The following is a 20,178-nucleotide window of genomic DNA, read 5'->3' as shown; positions in this document are numbered from 1 at the left end:
CGTCGAAATGGCTCGGAAAAGCCCCCGGCGGTCGGCTGCCGAGTATAGACAGTTAGGATACTAATGACAACGCACGCGCAGGCCTCGGACGGCGGATCGCACAGCCAGGGCAAAAGGTTTGAACGGGGCGGAATTTCGCGAAAAAAGCGCGCTCGAAGCCCTCTGGGGCCTCACTTTAAGCAAATTGACATTCGAATTTATCTCACTATAGTGGTGCGGGCCCTGCGTGGGGGGTCTGTCTGATGATTTCAAGCATTAATAGGAGGCCACATGGCTGACAAAAAAGCGCAGTTGATCATCGAGGGCGCAGCCCCCGTCGAGCTGCCGATTTTAACCGGCACCGTTGGTCCCGATGTAATCGACGTCAGGAGTTTGACTGCCACGGGCCGCTTCACTTTCGACCCAGGCTTCATGTCGACCGCTTCGTGCGAGTCGAAGATCACCTACATCGACGGCGATGCCGGAATCCTGCTGCACCGCGGCTATCCGATCGAGCAACTCGCCGAACAATCCGACTACCTTGAAACCTGCTACCTGCTGCTCAACGGCGAATTGCCGACTGCCGAGCAGAAGGCCAAGTTCGTCGGCAACATCAAGAACCACACCATGGTTCACGAGCAGTTGAAGACCTTCTTCAACGGCTTCCGCCGCGATGCCCACCCGATGGCCATCATGTGCGGCGTGGTCGGCGCACTGTCCGCGTTCTACCATGACTCGCTCGACATCAATAACCCCCAGCATCGCGAGATCTCGGCGGTACGCCTGGTAGCCAAGATGCCGACCCTGGCAGCCATGGTCTACAAGTACTCCATGGGCCAGCCCATGATGTACCCGCGCAACGACCTCTCGTATGCCGAAAACTTCCTGCACATGATGTTCAACACCCCGTGCGAGATCAAACCGATCAGCCCGGTGCTGGCCAAGGCCATGGATCGCATCTTCATCCTGCACGCCGACCACGAGCAGAATGCGTCCACCTCTACCGTACGCCTGGCAGGCTCTTCGGGCGCCAACCCGTTCGCCTGCATCGCTGCCGGCATCGCGGCGCTGTGGGGCCCTGCCCACGGCGGTGCCAACGAAGCGGTGCTGACCATGCTCGATGAAATCGGCGATGTTTCCAACATCGACGCCTTCATCGCCAAGGCCAAGGACAAGAACGATCCGTTCAAGCTGATGGGCTTCGGCCACCGCGTCTACAAGAACCGCGACCCACGGGCCACGGTGATGAAGCAGACCTGCGACGAAGTATTGAAGGAACTGGGCATCAAGAACGATCCGCAACTCGAACTGGCCATGCGGCTGGAAGAGATCGCCTTGACCGACCCGTACTTCATCGAACGCTCGCTGTACCCGAACGTCGATTTCTATTCGGGCATCATCCTCAAGGCCATCGGCATTCCAACCAGCATGTTCACGGTGATCTTCGCCTTGGCGCGCACCGTTGGCTGGATTTCCCACTGGAAGGAAATGCTCTCGAGTCCGTACAAGATCGGCCGCCCACGCCAGCTGTACACCGGCGAGAAAAGCCGCGACGTCACGGCGCTGGACGACCGCACCTAAGCGTTCACCTGGCAACGAAAGGCCGCCCTCGGGCGGCCTTTTGCGTTTCTATTGTTCCGCCTTGGTACGCAGCGCCTTGAGGGTATTGAATGGCGCATCCACGACGAACTTGTTGGCAAGCCAGGAAGGGACGCTGCCGCCAGGCTCGGTGTGCACCTGGTAGATCACCTGGGTCTGATTGGCACCCTGAGGCACCATCTTCCAGAAGCCTTCGACCTGAGCCACGCGCACGAAGCCCTTCTCCTCCGGCACATAGCTGGCCGCCCCGGCCAGGTTGCGGGTAACGCTGCCATCGCTGCCATCCACCGTGGTGATGTGCAACACCGAATCCCTCGGCGTCACCGGCCATGGCGTATTGAACTGAGTGTAGGTCCAGGTCTGGTCGCCCTGATGCTTGAGCAGCTTCTGCGCCTTGCACTCGTGAATCCAGGTGCACGCGCCCGCGACGTCTTCCTGCATCGCCCGCAGCTTCGCGACGCTGGCCTTGATGACGGTTTCGCCACGATAGGCCTTGTACTTGGAGCCTGCGACCTCGCTCAAGGAGACCTTGATCCCCTCCTCGTCCTTGGCCACCACCCACGGCTCCGCCTGGGCAGACATGTGGACGCTGCCCAGCAGGGCTACCAGCGCTATTGAATGCATCGCTCTCATTGTTGTTGTTCCTTGTTGTCGAGAATGGAGCCCTTGCCTATGCGGTCATCTGCTCCCACCAACCCAGAATGCGCACGGCATCCTGATCGCTGTCACCGCACACCTCGGGATCGGCATTGAACGCCGAGCACACTGCCGGCCGCTCGGGCAGGCCGAACAGGGCGCAGAGGTTATCCAGAGACAGCTGGACACAGCGCTGCCCTGCCGGCTTGCCCAGAGGCATGCCAGGAATAGGCGAACTGATGGAAGGGGCGATACAGCAGGCGCCACAGCCTTCGCGGCATTTCATGACGTCATGACCTCACAGGCACGAAAGGTTGAAGAAGCCCCATGGTAGTGACCCAACGAGCGTTTGAAAATGCCCGCGGCGATAATTCGATCAGCCAGACTGTAACGGGGACGCCGCTACCGGGCAGTGGTCACTGCTTGAAGTTGAAGTCCAGCGCCGCGCCCTCGACTTCACGACCGTCGCCGCGCCGCTGCAGTTGCATTTCGTTGTTCAGCAAACGGCCATTGAGCTGGAAGTCCTCGTTACCCTTGTCACTGAAGAAGGCGGGCAGAATGGGCTTGGGCGCACGCTCGGCGAGGGGCGCCGGCTGAACCGCAGCGTTGACAGGCTGAGTAGGCGGCTTGAGGTCCTTGACGATGTCCTTGGGCAAGGTCAGATCCAGCTTGGCCTCCGGCACCGGAGTGGCGATGACGTCCGACTCCTTGCGCGAACGGCTCTTGGCCGCTTTCTTGCGAACCGCCGGCTTTTTCGCCGCGGCCTTCTTTGCCGCAGCGTCGGCTTTGACCACAGGCTTTTCAGTCGCCGCCACGCGCATTGCGGCAGACGGAGTGTCCGCCGTTTGCGCTTGAACACAAGGCACTGCAAAGACGCCCAGATTCAAGCAGAAGACCAGCAATGCGAGACGGCGCGTGGCGTTCATAAGAGCACGGCAACAACGGAGAGACCCCTATGCTCCCCGTTCGGCGTCGAGCTGACAAGCCCCCTGAGCCGTTTCAATAGGAAACTCCCGACTCCTGACACAATTGCCGGGCCAGTACACCCAGCGTCGCCAGGGCGCGCTCGGCCTCGCGATTCCACGGCACGCCGCAATTGAGCCGAACGCAGTGGTTGAACTGCTCTGTATTGCTGAAGATCAGCCCCGGGGCAATGCTGATCCCCTGCTCCAGCGCGCGAACGTGCAGTTCCTGGGTATTGACCCGGCCCGGCAGACTGACCCAGAGGATGAATCCACCCGTGGGCCGCGTGATCTGCGTGCCTTCGGGAAAGTGTTGCTGCACGGCCAACTGGAAGGCACTGAGGTTCTTGCGGTATTCCTGACGAATGAAACGCAGGTGCCGGTCGTAGCCGCCGTTCTCCAGGTAGCTGGCCACGCCCATCTGCGTGACGCTGCAGGCCGAATGGGTGCTGAACGTCTGCAAGCGCTGGACCTCGGCCTGGTATTTACCGGCGATCATCCAACCGATCCGTACACCGGGCGACAGCGTCTTGGAGAAACTCGAGCAGTAGATGACATGCCCCAGCCGATCGAACGCCTTGAGCGCCTTGCTCTTGCCTTGCTCGAACATCAATTCGCCATAGATATCGTCCTCGACGATCTGGATATCGAAGTCCGAAGACAGTCGCAACAGCTGCTTCATGCGCTCCTCGGGCATGGTCCCGCCCAATGGATTGCTCAAGCGCGGCGTCAGCACCAGCGCCTTGATCGACCACTGATTGGCGGCCAGCTGCAGCGCCTCCAGGCTGATGCCCGTGGATGGGTCGCTGGGAATCTCGATCACCTTGAGCCCGAGCAAGTCCGCCAGTTGCAGCAAACCGTAATAGGTAGGCGACTCGGCCGCGATCAGATCACCGGGTCGGGTCAGTACGCGCAGGCTCATCTGCAACGCGTCGACGCAACCGTGAGTGATGACGATCTCCGAAGGATCGACCACCACGCCAGCATCGCGCATGCGGATCGCCACCTGCCGGCGCAGCGGCTCGAAGCCTGGGCTGAACATGTAGCTGAACGCGCGTGGACTCTGGAAGCGGGTGACCTTGGCCAATTGCTGGTGCAATGCCCGTACCGGCAGAAACTCGACGTGGGGTACTGCTGCCCCCAACGGAAACACGCCCTCGCGCCGGGACTCGTCGAGCACTTGCTGGATGATGCTGCTGCGTGTCACCAACCCCGGACGCTCTACCCGTGCAATGTCAGGCGTCGGCGCCGTCAGCGCGGGCGTCTGGTGCACGTAGTAGCCAGACTGTGGCCGCGCGCGGATCAACCCCTGATCTTCGAGGTTGGCGTAGGCCTGCAACACCGTGGCGTGGCTGACATTGAGCTGCGCGCTCATCTTGCGTACCGAAGGCACACGCTCACCTGGCTGATAGACCCCTCGACGGATGTCATCAGCCAACTGCTGGGCAATACGCTGGTAGAGCAAGAGGTTGGTCATGGCGGGACCTCAGATGTGCCACAGGACCCCTACAGATGCAAACTGTACGGGGACAGCTGGCAGGATAGCAGAGCTGATCCTGCAACTGCACTGTCCAGATTCACCTCTCCATCAACCGCGCGGCAACGCCATTTCCCCTTTTGCGTTGGAAAAGACGATCTCGACCCGACGGTTCTGCGCCCTGCCCCGCTCCGAAGCGTTTGCATCCACAGGATAGGCATCGCCGTAACCCTGCACCTGGATACGCGACTCATCGATGCCCAGGTCGACCAGGGTGTCGGCTACCGACTGCGCCCGGTCGGTCGACAGCTGCAGGTTGAAGGCTTTTTCGCCAGTGTTATCGGTGTAGCCTTCGATACGCACCACGCGCTTGGGATTGAGTTGCAGGAACTGCACGAGCTTGAGAATCGTACGGTTGGCCTGTGGCTTGAGCTGCGCCTCCCCCGTATCGAACAGCACGTCACCCAGTGTCATCACCAGGCCGCGGTCGGCCTCGACATTGGCCAACGCCAGAATCTGCTCTTCCAGCCACTTGCCCTGCTGCTGCACGCTTTCCAGCTTGGAGTCACGCAACGCCAGTTGCAGGCGCTGCTGGTCCATCTGCAGCTTGGTCAGGCGCTGCTGATTGAGCATCTGCTGACTGCGCTCCCGGGCGATCTCGCTGTAGCGCTGGCTCAGGTAGGCATAATGCTGAGCGTCGCTGCCGGTGCCCCAATAGCTGGCGAGCCGCTCAGCGCGGGCCAGCGATTCGCCAGCCCGAATGACATCCTTGGGCGCGCTGCGCAGCACGTTGGAATCATCGCGAACCGCTTGAAAGGCAACCTCGGCCCGCTGGACGGCCTCGCTGTTGGCGCGCTGACCGGTACAGCCCACTGTCATCAAACCGGCCGCCAGCACCAGCCCCATGCGCATTCCCGTCAACTGCTTCACTGCATGTCTCCCAATTGTTTACGCAGGCGCTGGATGCGAGCCTCCAGCACCTTGATCTGCTCCTGCCCCTTGGCAGTCAACAATTGATCTTCCGCCAGACGTGCATCCAACTCGGCCTGTTCGGCGTTGAGCCGGGCACCCTTGTAGTTTTCATCGACCATTTGCGCACGAGCCTGGGCAAGTTTGTCGACTGCCATCTTCATGGCCTCGTTGTCGTCTGTGGCGCCAACGGCGCGGGCCTGCTCGACGGTCTGGTCAGCCAGACGCAATTGCTGCGTAGGCGCCGGGTCGTTAGCGCAACCGGCAAGCAGCGCAAGCATCGCGCCTGCGGTCATCGTTTGAATGTTCACGAAAGATTCCTACTGTGGAAGTACTGCAGGCTTGAGCGATTGCTGGACTTTCCAACGCTCGACATTGCGGGAAAACACCTCGGCAGGTATGCCTGAAGCGGTCAATTCTGTCATTTTTTTCGCCAGCTGTCCGCGCAGCCAGGGATCGTTGCACGCGGAGTCGTGAGACAACGCCAGGTACAACCCCGGCCGGTCGACGGGCAGCTCACTGCTTTGCAGTCGATCGCCCAGGCCCTGTGCCTGAGCCATGGCCGCACCGGAATAGCGTCCGGCAATCACGTATTCGACCTGGCCAAGCACCAGCTTGTCGAAGGCCTGAATCAGATTGTCCGTACTGACCAGCTTCAGATGCTCGGCGGCCAGTGTGGCGAATGCCTGGGTCGGTCGCGCCTTGGCCGAGATCGCCCCGGCGTGGCCGTGTAGATCGGCAAGACTGCGGTAGGTCAGTGGCGTCGATCGCAGGGTCCATACCAGGTAATCGTTCGGGACCAGGGCAGGATGCACATAATCCAGGGAATCAAGCTCGCTGACGTTCAGGGGTGCATCCACCAGCAAGTCCATTCGCCCGCTACGCACCTCTTCCAGCGCCTGTGAACGCTTGCCGGCATAAAGAATGTCGACCTTGACGCCGATCTGGGTCGCCACCTGCTGCAACAGCTCGGCATTGACGCCGATCAGACGCTCCGGGTCCTGTGGATCCCGCCACAGATAGGGCGGCGCGTCGGGGCTGCCACTGGCAACCAGTCGCTCGCACTTGCCCGCCCCCTGCGCTGCCAGCGGTAGCAACGCCGCGACCATGCAAAAGCCCGCGCGGCGAAGTCTGCCTTGTCTGGTCATGCTCAACCTCTCCAGCCCATGTCACACGCAAATTCAGATGCAAAAAAGCCCGGTCCCCGCCCGCTGCCCTGTGGGCAACGGATGGCGACCAGGCTTGACTCGACCGCAGCGCAAAGCGCTGGATCAGACCAGCTTTTCCAACTCGGGAACGGCTTCGAACAAGTCAGCGACCAGGCCATAGTCGGCCACCTGGAAGATCGGCGCCTCTTCGTCCTTGTTGATCGCAACGATCACCTTGGAGTCCTTCATGCCAGCCAGATGCTGGATGGCGCCGGAAATGCCTACCGCGATATACAACTGCGGCGCAACGATCTTGCCGGTCTGGCCGACCTGCATGTCGTTGGGCACGAAGCCGGCGTCCACCGCTGCACGCGACGCACCCACGGCAGCACCCAGCTTGTCGGCCAGGGTGTAGAGGTGCTTGAAGTTGTCGCCGTTCTGCATGCCACGGCCGCCGGAGACGACGATCTTCGCCGCGGTCAACTCGGGACGATCGGACTTGGCCAGCTCTTCGCCAACGAAGCTCGATTTGCCGGTATCGTGAGCTGCACCTACCGCTTCGACAGTCGCTGAACCGCCTTCGGCAGCCACGGCGTCGAAACCGGTGGCACGCACGGTGATGACCTTGATCGCAGCGCTCGATTGCACAGTGGCAATGGCGTTGCCGGCGTAGATCGGACGCTTGAAGGTGTCCGGCGACTCGACCGAGATGATCTCGGAGATCTGGTCGACGTCCAGCGCAGCGGCAACGCGCGGCAGGATGTTCTTGCCGTTGGCGGTCGCAGCGGACAGCACGTGGCTGTAGCCCGAAGCCAGCCCGACGATCAGCGGCGCCACGTTTTCAGGCAGCTGGTGCGCATAGGCCGCATTGTCCGCCACCAGCACCTTGCTCACGCCGGCGATCTTCGCGGCGGCTTGCGCAACGCTGTCGACCTGCACGCCGGCGACCAGCACGTGAATGTCGCCGCCGATCTTCTGCGCGGCAGCCACGGTGTTCAGGGTCGAAGGTGCAACGCCAGTGTTCACCTGACCTTCGGTTACATAATCGGCGATAACCAGGATAGTCATTCAGATTACCTTCGCTTCGTTTTTCAGTTTTTCGACCAGTTCGGCCACCGACTTGACCTTGACACCGGCACTGCGGGTCGCTGGCGCCTCGACCTTGAGGGTCTTGTTGGTGGAGGTCAACGACACGCCGAGCGCCTCGGGCGTGAACGATTCGAGCGGCTTCTTCTTGGCCTTCATGATGTTGGGCAGGGAGGCGTAGCGCGGCTCGTTCAGACGCAGGTCGGTGGTGACGATGGCCGGCAGGGTCAGGCCAACGGTCTGCAGACCGTCATCGACTTCACGGGTGACATTGAGCTTGTCGCCCGCCACTTCGACCTTCGAAGCGAAGGTGCCCTGGGCGTAGCCGCTCAGCGCAGCTAGCATCTGGCCAGTCTGGTTGTTGTCGCTATCGATCGCCTGCTTGCCCAGGATCACCAACTGCGGCTGTTCCTTGTCGACCACCGCCTTGAGCAGCTTGGCCACTGCCAGGGCGTTCAGTTCCTCGGCGTGCTCGACCAGGATGGCGCGGTCGGCGCCCAGGGCCAGCGCGGTGCGCAGTTGCTCCTGGGCGGTGGCCGGGCCGATGGTGACCACGACGATTTCGCTGGCGATGCCTTTCTCTTTCAGGCGGACGGCTTCTTCAACAGCGATTTCGCAGAACGGGTTCATCGACATCTTGACGTTGGCAAGATCAACGCCGGAGTTATCCGCCTTGACGCGAACCTTGACGTTGTAGTCGACCACTCGTTTGACAGCTACAAGAACCTTCATGGATTCCTCGTTACTCTCCGGTGAAAAGAATGTCGCCCAGGCAGACCGGACGATGACGTGGGCGGCAAGGGCACCATTGAAACGTTTGCAGCATTGCGTAGTGCTGGCAAAAACCTGATTTTTCAAGACCTTGACCAACAAAACGGGGCAGCCTTCAACAAGTATGACGTGTAAACTCGACCCGATGGGCGTTCGACATGGATGAATGAGCCGTGCCGGGGTCGAGATTCGAGGCATCCCGTACTGCACACAGGCGCTGCATCGAACTTGAAGCTGGCCGTATCTTGACCGCTGAGCCCTGACCGGTCAATACGCGGAACTCACCGGTCACGCCCCCTGGCCACCTTGATTTTACTGGGCTGGAGCAGATTCAAACAAACGTTTGTATTGGACCGGCCAAGTGGTGTAGATATACTGCAGCACGCGCATGCCCTTGCCTGTAGCCGTCCAGACACGGTACTACACGAGCAGATGAACGCAGCACCCAACCGCGACACCCCGGATGACCGTTCCGGACGCTTCACCCATTAGAAAGGCCTGATGAGCCCTGAGTAGGAGAGAACCCGTGGAACGCGAATACATGGAATTCGACGTCGTCGTCGTCGGCGCAGGCCCAGCAGGCCTGTCCGCCGCATGCCGACTGAAGCAGAAAGCCGCCGACGCCGGACAGGAAATCAGCGTCTGCGTGGTTGAAAAAGGCTCCGAGGTCGGTGCTCACATCCTTTCCGGTGCCGTCTTCGAACCGCGGGCGCTCACCGAGCTGTTCCCGGACTGGAAGGCCCTGGGTGCGCCCCTGAACACGCCCGTCACCCGCGACGACATCTTCATCCTGAAGAACGCCGAGAGTGGCACAAAGATCCCCGACGCCTTCGTGCCCAAGACCATGCACAACGAAGGCAACTACATCATCTCCCTGGGCAATTTGTGCCGCTGGCTCGCCCAGCAGGCTGAAAACCTGGGTGTCGAGATCTACCCCGGATTTGCCGCACAAGAAGCACTGATCGACGAAACGGGCGTCGTGCGCGGCATCATCACCGGCGACCTGGGTGTGGATCGTGAAGGCAAGCCCAAAGAAGGGCTGTATACCCCAGGCATGGAACTGCGCGGCAAATACACCCTGTTCGCCGAAGGCTGCCGCGGTCACATCGGCAAGCAACTGATCGAACGCTTCAAACTGGACAGCGATGCCGACGCGCAGCATTACGGGATCGGCTTGAAAGAGATCTGGGACATCGATCCTGCCAAGCACCAGCCGGGGCTGGTGGTCCACACCGCCGGCTGGCCGCTGGAGGTCATGGGTACCGAGAACACCGGCGGCTCGTTCCTCTATCACCTGGAAAACAATCAGGTGGTGGTCGGCCTCATCGTCGACCTGTCCTACGCCAACCCGTTCCTGTCACCTTTCGACGAGTTCCAGCGACTCAAGCACCATCCGGTCCTCAAGCAGTATCTGGAAGGCGGCAAGCGCGTCAGCTACGGCGCCCGCGCCATCTGCAAGGGTGGCTTCAACTCGCTGCCCAAGATGGTCTTCGCCGGCGGCGCGCTGATCGGCTGCGACCTGGGCACCATGAACTTCTCCAAGATCAAGGGCAGCCACACCGCCATGAAGTCCGGCATGCTCGCCGCCGAGGCGGTGGCCGACGCGCTGTTCCAGGGCTCGGAAGGCGGAGACGTGCTCGACGGCTACGTGTCCGGCTTCAAGGCTAGCTGGCTGTATGAAGAGCTCTTCGCCAGCCGCAATTTCGGGGCTGCCATCCACAAGTGGGGAGCCATCGTCGGCGGCGCGTTCAACTTCGTCGATCAGAACCTGTTCAAGGGCAAGATCCCCTTCACCCTGCACGACAACAAGCCTGACTACGCCTGCATGAAGCTGGCAGCGGACAGCAAGCGCATCGACTACCCCAAGCCCGATGGCAAATTGAGCTTCGACAAACTCAGTTCGGTGTTCATCTCAGGCACCAACCATGAAGAAGAGCAGCCGTGCCACCTCAAGCTCAAGGATCCGATCATTCCCATCGGCAAGAACCTGCCGCTGTACGACGAGCCTGCTCAGCGCTACTGCCCGGCCGGTGTCTATGAAGTGGTCACCCAGGAAGACGGTGCCAAGCGCTTCCAGATCAACGCGCAGAATTGCGTGCACTGCAAGACGTGCGACATCAAGGATCCTTCGCAGAACATCGTCTGGGTAGCACCCGAAGGCTCGGGTGGACCGACCTACCCGAACATGTAACTTCTCACCCACGGCAGGAGCGAATATGCCCAAGACCACGATGTTCGACCTCGACGGCAGAATAGCGCTGGTCTCCGGCGCCAGCCGCGGGATCGGCGAGTCCATTGCCCGATTGCTGGCCCAGCAGGGCGCACATGTGATCGTCGTCAGTCGCAGGCTGGACGGCTGCCAACGTGTCGCCGACAGCATCAACGCTGGCGGCGACCAGGCTACCGCGATGGCCTGCCACATTGGCGTAACCGAGCAGATTCAGGACTTGTTCGCGAGCATCCGCGCAACCTTCGGTCGCCTGGACATCCTGGTCAACAATGCCGCCACCAACCCCCAGTTCGGCAGCGTCCTGGATGTCGACCTGGGCGCTTTCCAGAAGACCGTGGACGTCAACGTCCGCGGTTACTTCTTCATGTCGGTCGAAGCCGGCAAGTTGATGCGCGAACACGGTGGCGGCAGCATCATCAACGTGGCGTCGATAAACGGCGTGTCACCCGGTGTGTTCCAAGGCGTCTATTCCATGACCAAGGCCGCGGTGATCAACATGACCAAGGCGTTCGCCAAGGAATGCGCCGGCTTCAACATCCGCTGCAATGCGTTGCTGCCGGGCCTGACCGACACCCGTTTCGCTTCGGCACTGGTCGAGAACCAGGCGATCCTCAAGACCGCGCTCGCGCAGATTCCCCTCAAGCGTGTTGCCCAGCCTGAAGAAATGGCCGGGGCGGTGCTGTACCTCGCCAGCTCGGCTTCCAGCTACACCACAGGAACCGCCCTGAACGTGGACGGTGGTTTTCTCTGCTGAAGGCTCAGACCTTGGGATCCGTAGGCGCCTTCGCGGGCGCCGCGTACTTGGGCTTGAGGTGACCTTCGCCATCCAGTAACCAGGCATCCATGATCTCGCGCACCACGGGACCTGCGACGCGCCCGCCCGCCTCGCCGTTCTCGATCATCACCGCCACCACGATCTTCGGCCGGTCGGCCGGCGCAAAGCCCACGAACAGCGCGTTGTCACGGTTGCGCTCCAAGGTCTTGAGACGGTTGTAGCGCTCACCCTGCTTGATCGCGACCACCTGGGCCGTACCCGACTTGCCCGCGATGCGATACTGCGCACCGGCGGCAGCCTGCCGCGCGATGCCGCGCGGATCGTGCATGACGAGTTGCATGCCGTGGTTGACCTGATCCCATTCGCGGTTGTCACGCAGCACGATATTGGGGATCGGATTGTCGTCCACCGGCGCCAGCCCGCCTACGGTTTCAGCCAGGTGCGGCCGACGCCACACGCCCTTGCTGGCGATCAGCGTGGTGGCCTGGGCCAGTTGCAACGGTGTGACCTGCATGTAGCCCTGGCCAATACCCAGGATCAGCGTCTCGCCGGGGAACCACGCCTGACGTCGGGTCGCACGTTTCCACTGCTGCGACGGCATCAAGCCAGGCGCTTCCTCGAACATGTCCAGCGAAACCTTCTGACCCAGGCCGAAGCGGGTCATGTAGTCGTGCATCCGGTCCACACCCAGCTTGTGCGCCAGATCGTAGAAGTAGGTGTCATTGGAGCGCATGATGGCGGCATCCATGTCCACCCAGCCATCGCCCGTGCGGTTCCAGTTGCGGTACTTGTGGTCGTAGTTGGGGAGTTCGTAGTAACCGGGATCGAAGACCCGAGACTGCGGCGTGACCGCACCCGTATCCAGGCCGGCAATCGCCACTTCCGGTTTGATCGTCGAGCCAGGTGCGTACAGGCCCCGCAGGACGCGATTGAACAGCGGCCGGTCGATGGAATCGCGCAACGCCGCGTATTCCTTGAAGCTGATCCCGGTGACGAAAAGATTGGGATCGAAGCTGGGCTTGCTGACCATGGCCAGCACGTCGCCAGTTTCCGGATCGATGCACACCACCGCCCCACGTCGATCGCCCAGTGCCTTCTCGGCGGCTTCCTGCAGGTGCACATCCAGGCTCAGTACGATGTTCTTGCCCGGCACCGGATCGTGGTGGTTGAGCACTCGCATCACCCGCCCTTGAGCATTGGTCTCGACCTCTTCATAGCCCACCTGGCCATGCAGCTCCGTTTCATAGAAACGCTCGACACCGGTCTTACCCACCGACTGCGTGCCGCGGTACTGCGTCTGATCGAGCGTCTTGGATTCCTTCTCGTTGATCCGCCCTACGTAGCCGACCGAGTGCGCGAAATGCTCCTTGCGCGGATATTCGCGTACGAACTGAGGTTCCACATCGATGCCCGGCAGCAGAAATTGATTCACCGCGATCTTGGCGATCTGGTTCTCGTTCAGCTCATACATCAAGGTGACGGGTTCGAATGGATGGCGCACACGCTTCAAGTCCTTATCGAACTGCTTGCGCGCTTCATCGCTCAGCTCCAGCACCTTGACCACCTCATCGAGCACCTGCGCGGTATTACCGGCGCGCTCGCGGGTAAGGGTCAGATTGAAACTGGGTCGGTTATCGGCCAATACCACGCCATTGCGGTCGTAGATCACCCCACGCTCCGGCGGGATCGGCAGCACGTGCACCCGGTTGTTTTCGGATACCGTGGAGTTGTAGGCGAACTCGATGACCTGCAGGAAGTACAGACGCCCTACCAAGGCAATGCTCAAGGCCAGCACCAGCAACGCGCAGGCGATCAACCGACGGTTGACTAGGCCTTGTTCCTTGCCATGGTCTTTGAGAGGAATGGGCTGGGGCATGCGGACCGCTCTGAAAAAGCGCCGATGGTAACCAAGCAGGCCCCTGCCCTCAAGCGCCAACTCCCTCGGGCTGACCAAGGGAGCCGGGTAAGGCGTGTATCAGGTGCGGTCCTGAGGCAGACGCACCTGGCGCTTGGTACTGACGAAAATACCCCAGCTGGACATGAACAGCGCCGCAATCAACGGGCCGATCACGAAACCGTTGAGGCCAAACACCGCCAAGCCACCTAGCGTCGATACCAGAATGAGGTAATCCGGCATCTTTGTATCCTTGCCGACCAGAACCGGACGCAACACGTTGTCGACCATGCCGATCACCAGAATACCGAACAGGGTCAATGTCACCCCCTGCCAGATATAACCGCTCAACAGGAAGTACGCAGCTACCGGCGCCCAGACGATGCCGGCCCCGACGGCAGGCAACAGCGACAGGAAAGCCATGAGTACAGCCCACAGCAACGCGCTGGGAATATCGAGGAACCAGAAGATCACCCCACCCAAGGCACCTTGCGTAACGGCCACCAGCAGGTTGCCCTTCACCGTGGCACGCACCACACGGTTGAACTTCAACTGCAGACGGCGCTTCTGCTGTTCGGCCAGCGGAATGGCCGTACGGATCTTGCGCGACAGCTCAGGGCCATCACGCAGGAAGAAGAACAGCAAGTACAGCATGATGCCGAAGCTGATCACGAAATCCAGCGTGCCCTGGCCGAAGCTGAATGCCTGAGTCGCGAAATATTGACTGCCCTGCATGGCGCCCTTGGCAACTTTGTCACGCACGCCTTCGAGATCGCCCATGCCCATGCGATCGAGCAATTGTTGCCCGGAGGCCGGAAGCAGTTGCTTGAACTGATCGATATAACCCGCCACGTCCAGTTGGCCACTTTCGATATTCTTGTAAAGCACCGCGCCTTCTTGCACCAACAGCGCGCTGATGATGATCACCGGCAGGATCGCGATCAGCAGCGCCGTGGTCAGCGTGACCAGCGAACTGATGTTGCGACGCCGGTTCAACTTCATCATCACCAGTCGTTGCAAAGGCGCAAACACGATACCCAGAATCACGGCCCAGAATACCGCGCCGTAATAAGGCAGAAGAATCCAGATGAAAGCGATGGTGACGAGGATCAACAGTAACAACAGGGTTTTGTTTTGCAGGTTGGTTTCGTTCATGTCCGATCCATGTCGATAAGCTACAGAACCGTCATTCGGCCCTGTGGGTTAGTCCTCCCAGCCGCCTGCGAGTTTAGTCATCGGCAAGATAAATCCGCGTTAAACGCGTTTATCCAACTCGACCGCTACGCGCAGCCCACCCAGCGGACTTCCCGACAGCTGCAAACGAGCCGACCAGCTTTCCACGATGTCACGAACGATACCCAGCCCCAGACCATGCCCGTCGACCTGCTCGTCCAGGCGAGAGCCGCGATCCAGCACCGCCTGACGTGCGTCCTCGGGTATCCCCGGACCGTCGTCGTCCACCCAGATACTGTACCCCTGTGCGTGCTCGACGATGGTCAGGCAGACCTGCGCGTCCGCCCACTTGCAGGCGTTGTCGAGCAGGTTGCCCAACAGCTCCAGCACATCCTCGCGATCCCACGGTAGACGCACATGCGCGGCCACCTCGTAGCTCAGGTTCAAATGCCCGCCATGAATCATCTCCAGGGTCGCGAACAGACCCGGAATCTCTTCTGCGCAATCGAACTGAACACCCGGCAGCGCATCGCCTGCCAAGCGCGCACGATTGAGCTCACGGCTCAGCCGCAACTGGATGTGCTCCAACTGCTCACGCAACAGCCGACCAACTTCGGGATGGTCGCGCAGCCGCTCACTGCTCGCCAGACTCAACAGCACCGCCATGGGCGTCTTCAGCGCGTGGCCAAGATTGCCCAGGGCATTACGCGAACGCTTGAGACTGTCTTCGGTGTGCAGCAAGAGGTGGTTGATCTGCGCCACTAGCGGCTCAAGCTCTGCCGGAACTTCGCTGTCCAGTTGCGACCGCTGCCCGAGCTGCAACTGGGCAATCTGCTCCCGGGTTCGCTCCAGTGGCTTGAGCGAGCGTTTGACCGTGATGCGTTGCAATACAAGCACCGCAATCAATGCGGCCAGACCCATTCCCAGGCCAATCTGACGTACCCGCTGAAAGCTGGCACGAACCGGTGTGTAGTCTTGGGCCACGATGATGGACAGTGGCTGGCCGAGCCGACGGTAGTCAGCCCGCAACACCAGCAGCAGTTGACCTTCGGGCCCCAGCTTCAAACCTGAATACAACCCCGACTGCTCGGGCACCGGCAGCTCGAGATCCCACAGCGAGCGGGACCGCCAGTGGCCCTCGGGAAAGTCTATGCGGAAATAATGCCCGGAGAACGGACGTTCGTAGGCAGGAGAAATACGATGTTGGTCCAGCTGCAAACCCTGCGGCCCACGCTGCATGGCCACCAGAAGGTTTTCACTTTCGTTGCGCAGCCCCGCTTCCAGATAGCGCTGCAGACCCATTTCGAACAGCCACAAACTTAACTGCGCGAGCACCAGGCCAACCACGACCAGAACGCTGATCAGTCCGACGCTCAATCGCGCCTGGATGGATCTCACTGCACGATCCCGGCAAAACGGTAACCCTGCCCTCGCCGCGTTTCGATCACACTGCGACCCAGTTTGCGCCGCAGATGGTTGACGTGCACTTCCAGCACGTTCGAATCGCGCTCGGTTTCGCCGTCATACAGGTGATCGGCCAAATGGCCCTTGGACAGGATCTGGTCGGGGTGAAGCATGAAATAGCGTAGCAGCCGGAACTCGGCAGCAGTGAGCTGTATATCGACCCCGGCCTGCAATACGCATTGGCGACCTTCGTCCAGGTGCAGACCCGCCGCCTCCAGGCGCGGCATATTCGACAGGCCTCGCGCCCGCCGCACCAACGCCTGGGCCCTCAACTGAAGTTCTTCAGGGTGAAAAGGTTTGGTCAGGTAGTCATCGGCGCCTGCTTTCAACCCTTCGATACGCTCGGCCCATGAGCCACGCGCGGTCAGAATGAGCACCGGGGTGGAAAGGTTCGCCGCTCGCCACTGAGCCAACACCTCCAACCCAGGCAGGCCAGGCAATCCTAGATCGAGGATGATCAAATCATAAGGTTCGGACTGCCCCTGATAGACCGCGTCTCGACCGTCCGCCAGCCAATCCACGGCGTACCCCTGGCGACTGAGGCTGGCGCTCAGCTCATCGGCCAGAGGAACGTTGTCTTCCACCAACAGCAAGCGCATCAGTCATCTTCCTCGTCTTTGAGCAAATCACCTGTAGCCGCATCCAATTTGATCTCGCGAACGACACCTGCCGTGGTCAGCAACTCGACTTCATAGACCAGCTTCTGCTGCTTTTCTTCGAGTTCAGCCTCCAGCAGACGAGCACCGGGATAACGCGCCATGGCCTGGCCTAGCAGTTGTTCGAGGGGCAGGATCACACCCTCCTGTCTGAGTCGCAACGCCTCATCCTGGTCTAGATCCCGAGCCACTGCCAAAGAGCAGAACGCCAGCAGCCCGACCATCAGTGCGCGACCCGCTGGCGGTATGTTCATTAGGTATCCTGATGATCTTTGAGCACTTGGCCAGTAGTTGCATCAAGTTCTACATCCCACTCGACGCCCTTGCTGTCGCGCAGTTCGACTTGATAGATGTATTTACCGTATTCCTCTTCCAGCTCGGTCTCGTGAACAGTGCCGCCTGGATGTTTCGCCAATGCTGCAGCATTGAGCTTTTCGAAGGACTGGATGGTACCAGCATCGCGCAAGCGAAGCGCTTCGTCCGGGCCAAGATCTTTGGCCTGAGCACTGACGGCAACGAAACTCATGGAAGAAGCCAGAAGCAAAGCAGTCAACGTTTTCATTCGGTTCACCTTGTGTATGTGTGAGGTATGTATGGTTTACGAGAAACACAATACCGAAGGCGACTTAACTCAAACTTAATGGCACAACGCTAGCCTTCAAATGATCGCGGTGCTGCAGCAGGCTCTGCTCCACCGTGCGTCAGCCGGCTGGATCAATCCCACCACGCTCCCCCTGCGCACTTACCGTCCAGGGTGGACACCTGATAAACTGCAGTACTGACTTGCCTACAAATTGGAACAAACGTGGAAATTTTCAAGGAATTCACTTTCGAGTCTGCCCATCGGCTTCCTCACGTACCCGAGGGACACAAATGCGGTCGCTTGCATGGCCATTCCTTCAAGGTCGCGATCTACCTTAAGGGCGACGTTGATCCCCATACCGGCTGGATCCGAGACTTTTCCGAAATCAAGGCGATATTCAAGCCGCTGTACGAGCGTCTCGACCACAACTATCTGAATGATCTTCCCGGCCTGGAGAATCCCACCAGCGAGAACCTCGCCAAATGGATCTGGCATGAGCTCAAACCGCTATTGCCCGAATTGTCCAAGATCCGTATCCACGAAACCTGCACGAGCGGCTGCGAGTACACCGGCGACTGACCGGCATGCTACGAAAAACCACCCTGCTGGGTGGTTTTTTTTGCGTGCGGATCAGTGTTTTTTGCTTCGAGAAAGACAAAACCCCTACCTGCTCGCGCAGATAGGGGTTTCGGAATTGAATCTTGACGATGACCTACTCTCACATGGGGAAACCCCACACTACCATCGGCGATGCATCGTTTCACTGCTGAGTTCGGGATGGGATCAGGTGGTTCCAATGCTCTATGGTCGTCAAGAAATTCTGTAGCCGGGATGCCCTTTGGGAGGCACTCCAGCGAATCGGGTATGTGATATTTGTGGGTTGTCCTGCTGCGAACTTTCGGTTCGTGTCATCTCCACAGTCACCGCAATCTGGTCTTCGACGCAAATTGCTTGGGTGTTATATGGTCAAGCCTCACGGGCAATTAGTATGGGTTAGCTCAACGCCTCACAGCGCTTACACACCCCACCTATCAACGTCGTAGTCTTCGACGGCCCTTCAGGGAACTCAAGGTTCCAGTGAGATCTCATCTTGAGGCAAGTTTCCCGCTTAGATGCTTTCAGCGGTTATCTTTTCCGAACATAGCTACCCGGCAATGCCACTGGCGTGACAACCGGAACACCAGAGGTTCGTCCACTCCGGTCCTCTCGTACTAGGAGCAGCCCCTCTCAAATCTCAAACGTCCACGGCAGATAGGGACCGAACTGTCTCACGACGTTCTAAACCCAGCTCGCGTACCACTTTAAATGGCGAACAGCCATACCCTTGGGACCGGCTTCAGCCCCAGGATGTGATGAGCCGACATCGAGGTGCCAAACACCGCCGTCGATATGAACTCTTGGGCGGTATCAGCCTGTTATCCCCGGAGTACCTTTTATCCGTTGAGCGATGGCCCTTCCATACAGAACCACCGGATCACTAAGACCTACTTTCGTACCTGCTCGACGTGTCTGTCTCGCAGTCAAGCGCGCTTTTGCCTTTATACTCTACGACCGATTTCCGACCGGTCTGAGCGCACCTTCGTACTCCTCCGTTACTCTTTAGGAGGAGACCGCCCCAGTCAAACTACCCACCATACACTGTCCTCGATCCGGATGACGGACCTGAGTTAGAACCTCAAAGTTGCCAGGGTGGTATTTCAAGGATGGCTCCACGCAGACTGGCGTCCACGCTTCAAAGCCTCCCACCTATCCTACACAAGCAAATTCAAAGTCCAGTGCAAAGCTATAGTAAAGGTTCACGGGGTCTTTCCGTCTAGCCGCGGATACACTGCATCTTCACAGCGATTTCAATTTCACTGAGTCTCGGGTGGAGACAGCGCCGCCATCGTTACGCCATTCGTGCAGGTCGGAACTTACCCGACAAGGAATTTCGCTACCTTAGGACCGTTATAGTTACGGCCGCCGTTTACCGGGGCTTCGATCAAGAGCTTCGCTTGCGCTAACCCCATCAATTAACCTTCCGGCACCGGGCAGGCGTCACACCCTATACGTCCACTTTCGTGTTTGCAGAGTGCTGTGTTTTTAATAAACAGTCGCAGCGGCCTGGTATCTTCGACCGGCATGAGCTTACGGAGCAAGTCCTTCACCCTCACCGGCGCACCTTCTCCCGAAGTTACGGTGCCATTTTGCCTAGTTCCTTCACCCGAGTTCTCTCAAGCGCCTTGGTATTCTCTACCCAACCACCTGTGTCGGTTTGGGGTACGGTTCCTGGTTACCTGAAGCTTAGAAGCTTTTCTTGGAAGCATGGCATCAACCACTTCGTCGTCTAAAAGACAACTCGTCATCAGCTCTCGGCCTTGAAATCCCGGATTTACCTAAGATCCCAGCCTACCACCTTAAACTTGGACAACCAACGCCAAGCTGGCCTAGCCTTCTCCGTCCCTCCATCGCAATAACCAGAAGTACAGGAATATTAACCTGTTTTCCATCGACTACGCTTTTCAGCCTCGCCTTAGGGACCGACTAACCCTGCGTCGATTAACGTTGCGCAGGAAACCTTGGTCTTTCGGCGTGGGTGTTTTTCACACCCATTGTCGTTACTCATGTCAGCATTCGCACTTCTGATACCTCCAGCAAGCTTCTCAACTCACCTTCACAGGCTTACAGAACGCTCCTCTACCGCATCATCAAAAGATGATACCCGTAGCTTCGGTACCTGGTTTGAGCCCCGTTACATCTTCCGCGCAGGCCGACTCGACTAGTGAGCTATTACGCT

Annotated in this window: 19 protein-coding genes and 2 rRNA genes (1 of these 21 running past the window's edge); 4 read left to right on the top strand and 17 right to left on the bottom strand. The window is 59.6% G+C overall.

Annotated features, from left to right (window positions below):
• The first annotated feature begins 270 nt into the window (after nt 1-270).
• A complete protein-coding gene (gene gltA / locus ABMD26_RS20040; protein ID WP_049859852.1) occupies nt 271-1,560 on the top strand; it encodes a citrate synthase in 1,290 nt (429 codons plus the stop codon).
• 48 nt (nt 1,561-1,608) lie between these two features.
• Here gltA and ABMD26_RS20035 read toward each other — a convergent pair whose 3' ends face one another.
• The 9 genes from ABMD26_RS20035 to ABMD26_RS19995 all read right to left on the bottom strand — a co-directional run bounded on the left by ABMD26_RS20035 (nt 1,609) and on the right by ABMD26_RS19995 (nt 8,588).
• Complete coding sequence (locus ABMD26_RS20035; protein WP_354311385.1) at nt 1,609-2,211, bottom strand: START domain-containing protein; 603 nt, start codon at nt 2,209-2,211, stop codon at nt 1,609-1,611.
• Nucleotides 2,212-2,248: 37 nt separating this feature from the next.
• Nucleotides 2,249-2,500, bottom strand: a complete 252-nt coding sequence (locus ABMD26_RS20030) for a YkgJ family cysteine cluster protein (protein ID WP_049859850.1) — start codon at nt 2,498-2,500, stop codon at nt 2,249-2,251.
• A gap of 130 nt (nt 2,501-2,630) precedes the next feature.
• On the bottom strand, nt 2,631-3,008 hold the full coding sequence (locus tag ABMD26_RS20025; protein ID WP_354311382.1) for a translation initiation factor 2: 378 nt from the start codon (nt 3,006-3,008) through the stop codon (nt 2,631-2,633).
• A gap of 205 nt (nt 3,009-3,213) precedes the next feature.
• Nucleotides 3,214-4,653, bottom strand: a complete 1,440-nt coding sequence (locus ABMD26_RS20020) for an aminotransferase-like domain-containing protein (protein WP_056842215.1) — start codon at nt 4,651-4,653, stop codon at nt 3,214-3,216.
• A gap of 111 nt (nt 4,654-4,764) precedes the next feature.
• Complete coding sequence (locus ABMD26_RS20015; protein ID WP_134721899.1) at nt 4,765-5,565, bottom strand: OmpA family protein; 801 nt, start codon at nt 5,563-5,565, stop codon at nt 4,765-4,767.
• A 14-nt stretch (nt 5,566-5,579) separates the two neighbouring features.
• The gene (locus ABMD26_RS20010; protein WP_414704761.1) at nt 5,580-5,933 is read right to left on the bottom strand and encodes a DUF4398 domain-containing protein; all 354 of its coding nucleotides are present in this window, start codon (nt 5,931-5,933) and stop codon (nt 5,580-5,582) included.
• A 9-nt stretch (nt 5,934-5,942) separates the two neighbouring features.
• The gene (locus tag ABMD26_RS20005) at nt 5,943-6,770 is read right to left on the bottom strand and encodes a substrate-binding periplasmic protein (RefSeq protein ID WP_489314544.1); all 828 of its coding nucleotides are present in this window, start codon (nt 6,768-6,770) and stop codon (nt 5,943-5,945) included.
• A gap of 123 nt (nt 6,771-6,893) precedes the next feature.
• Nucleotides 6,894-7,838, bottom strand: a complete 945-nt coding sequence (locus ABMD26_RS20000; RefSeq protein WP_354311380.1) for an electron transfer flavoprotein subunit alpha/FixB family protein — start codon at nt 7,836-7,838, stop codon at nt 6,894-6,896.
• Nucleotides 7,839-8,588, bottom strand: a complete 750-nt coding sequence (locus ABMD26_RS19995) for an electron transfer flavoprotein subunit beta/FixA family protein (RefSeq protein WP_049859844.1) — start codon at nt 8,586-8,588, stop codon at nt 7,839-7,841.
• 565 nt (nt 8,589-9,153) lie between these two features.
• On the opposite strand from ABMD26_RS19995, the gene ABMD26_RS19990 reads away from it, so the two are divergent.
• Together ABMD26_RS19990 and ABMD26_RS19985 are read left to right on the top strand one after the other, a co-directional pair.
• Nucleotides 9,154-10,818, top strand: coding sequence for an electron transfer flavoprotein-ubiquinone oxidoreductase (locus ABMD26_RS19990; protein WP_354311377.1), 1,665 nt, complete (start codon nt 9,154-9,156; stop codon nt 10,816-10,818).
• 25 nt (nt 10,819-10,843) lie between these two features.
• Nucleotides 10,844-11,611: an SDR family oxidoreductase gene (locus tag ABMD26_RS19985; RefSeq protein ID WP_354311375.1), complete on the top strand. Its 768-nt coding sequence runs from the start codon at nt 10,844-10,846 to the stop codon at nt 11,609-11,611.
• Nucleotides 11,612-11,615: 4 nt separating this feature from the next.
• On the opposite strand, the gene mrdA is transcribed toward ABMD26_RS19985, so the two are convergent.
• The 6 genes from mrdA to ABMD26_RS19955 form a co-directional block, all read right to left on the bottom strand.
• Nucleotides 11,616-13,508, bottom strand: a complete 1,893-nt coding sequence (mrdA, locus tag ABMD26_RS19980; RefSeq protein ID WP_090359064.1) for a penicillin-binding protein 2 — start codon at nt 13,506-13,508, stop codon at nt 11,616-11,618.
• A gap of 99 nt (nt 13,509-13,607) precedes the next feature.
• The gene (locus ABMD26_RS19975; RefSeq protein ID WP_049859840.1) at nt 13,608-14,681 is read right to left on the bottom strand and encodes an AI-2E family transporter; all 1,074 of its coding nucleotides are present in this window, start codon (nt 14,679-14,681) and stop codon (nt 13,608-13,610) included.
• Between the two features lie 99 nt (nt 14,682-14,780).
• Entirely contained in the window at nt 14,781-16,097 is a 1,317-nt protein-coding gene (locus ABMD26_RS19970; protein WP_354311372.1) for an ATP-binding protein, read from the bottom strand.
• Nucleotides 16,094-16,762: a response regulator transcription factor gene (locus tag ABMD26_RS19965; protein ID WP_354311370.1), complete on the bottom strand. Its 669-nt coding sequence runs from the start codon at nt 16,760-16,762 to the stop codon at nt 16,094-16,096. Before ABMD26_RS19965 ends, ABMD26_RS19970 begins: the two co-directional genes overlap by 4 nt.
• On the bottom strand, nt 16,762-17,073 hold the full coding sequence (locus tag ABMD26_RS19960) for a PepSY domain-containing protein (RefSeq protein ID WP_049859837.1): 312 nt from the start codon (nt 17,071-17,073) through the stop codon (nt 16,762-16,764). Before ABMD26_RS19960 ends, ABMD26_RS19965 begins: the two co-directional genes overlap by 1 nt.
• Nucleotides 17,073-17,381, bottom strand: coding sequence for a PepSY domain-containing protein (locus tag ABMD26_RS19955; protein ID WP_049859836.1), 309 nt, complete (start codon nt 17,379-17,381; stop codon nt 17,073-17,075). Before ABMD26_RS19955 ends, ABMD26_RS19960 begins: the two co-directional genes overlap by 1 nt.
• A 243-nt stretch (nt 17,382-17,624) precedes the next feature.
• Between ABMD26_RS19955 and queD the strand changes: the two genes are divergently transcribed.
• Nucleotides 17,625-17,981 (top strand): 6-carboxytetrahydropterin synthase QueD, encoded by a 357-nt coding sequence (queD, locus tag ABMD26_RS19950; RefSeq protein WP_090359068.1) that lies wholly within the window; start codon nt 17,625-17,627, stop codon nt 17,979-17,981.
• A gap of 120 nt (nt 17,982-18,101) precedes the next feature.
• Here the strand turns inward: queD and rrf are convergent.
• A 5S ribosomal RNA gene (gene rrf / locus ABMD26_RS19945) occupies nt 18,102-18,217 on the bottom strand.
• Nucleotides 18,218-18,364: 147 nt separating this feature from the next.
• A 23S ribosomal RNA gene (locus ABMD26_RS19940) occupies nt 18,365-20,178 on the bottom strand; it runs 1,080 nt beyond the window's last position.

This window comes from Pseudomonas sp. PvP001 (assembly GCF_040546375.1).
Taxonomy (GTDB): Bacteria; Pseudomonadota; Gammaproteobacteria; order Pseudomonadales; family Pseudomonadaceae; genus Aquipseudomonas; species Aquipseudomonas coleopterorum.
Note: the sequence above shows the minus strand (reverse complement) of the source record. Positions and strands in the feature narration are given on the sequence as shown.

Bases quoted from the DNA above. Each gene is read 5' to 3' on its own strand.
- gltA (WP_049859852.1), top strand. From the start codon at position 271: ATGGCTGACAAAAAAGCGCAGTTGATCATCGAGGGCGCAGCCCCCGTC.
- ABMD26_RS20035 (WP_354311385.1), bottom strand. From the start codon at position 2,211: ATGAGAGCGATGCATTCAATAGCGCTGGTAGCCCTGCTGGGCAGCGTC.
- ABMD26_RS20030 (WP_049859850.1), bottom strand. From the start codon at position 2,500: ATGAAATGCCGCGAAGGCTGTGGCGCCTGCTGTATCGCCCCTTCCATC.
- ABMD26_RS20020 (WP_056842215.1), bottom strand. From the start codon at position 4,653: ATGACCAACCTCTTGCTCTACCAGCGTATTGCCCAGCAGTTGGCTGAT.
- ABMD26_RS20015 (WP_134721899.1), bottom strand. From the start codon at position 5,565: ATGCGCATGGGGCTGGTGCTGGCGGCCGGTTTGATGACAGTGGGCTGT.
- ABMD26_RS20005 (WP_489314544.1), bottom strand. From the start codon at position 6,770: ATGACCAGACAAGGCAGACTTCGCCGCGCGGGCTTTTGCATGGTCGCG.
- ABMD26_RS20000 (WP_354311380.1), bottom strand. From the start codon at position 7,838: ATGACTATCCTGGTTATCGCCGATTATGTAACCGAAGGTCAGGTGAAC.
- ABMD26_RS19995 (WP_049859844.1), bottom strand. From the start codon at position 8,588: ATGAAGGTTCTTGTAGCTGTCAAACGAGTGGTCGACTACAACGTCAAG.
- ABMD26_RS19985 (WP_354311375.1), top strand. From the start codon at position 10,844: ATGCCCAAGACCACGATGTTCGACCTCGACGGCAGAATAGCGCTGGTC.
- mrdA (WP_090359064.1), bottom strand. From the start codon at position 13,508: ATGCCCCAGCCCATTCCTCTCAAAGACCATGGCAAGGAACAAGGCCTA.
- ABMD26_RS19975 (WP_049859840.1), bottom strand. From the start codon at position 14,681: ATGAACGAAACCAACCTGCAAAACAAAACCCTGTTGTTACTGTTGATC.
- ABMD26_RS19965 (WP_354311370.1), bottom strand. From the start codon at position 16,762: ATGCGCTTGCTGTTGGTGGAAGACAACGTTCCTCTGGCCGATGAGCTG.
- ABMD26_RS19960 (WP_049859837.1), bottom strand. From the start codon at position 17,073: ATGAACATACCGCCAGCGGGTCGCGCACTGATGGTCGGGCTGCTGGCG.
- ABMD26_RS19955 (WP_049859836.1), bottom strand. From the start codon at position 17,381: ATGAAAACGTTGACTGCTTTGCTTCTGGCTTCTTCCATGAGTTTCGTT.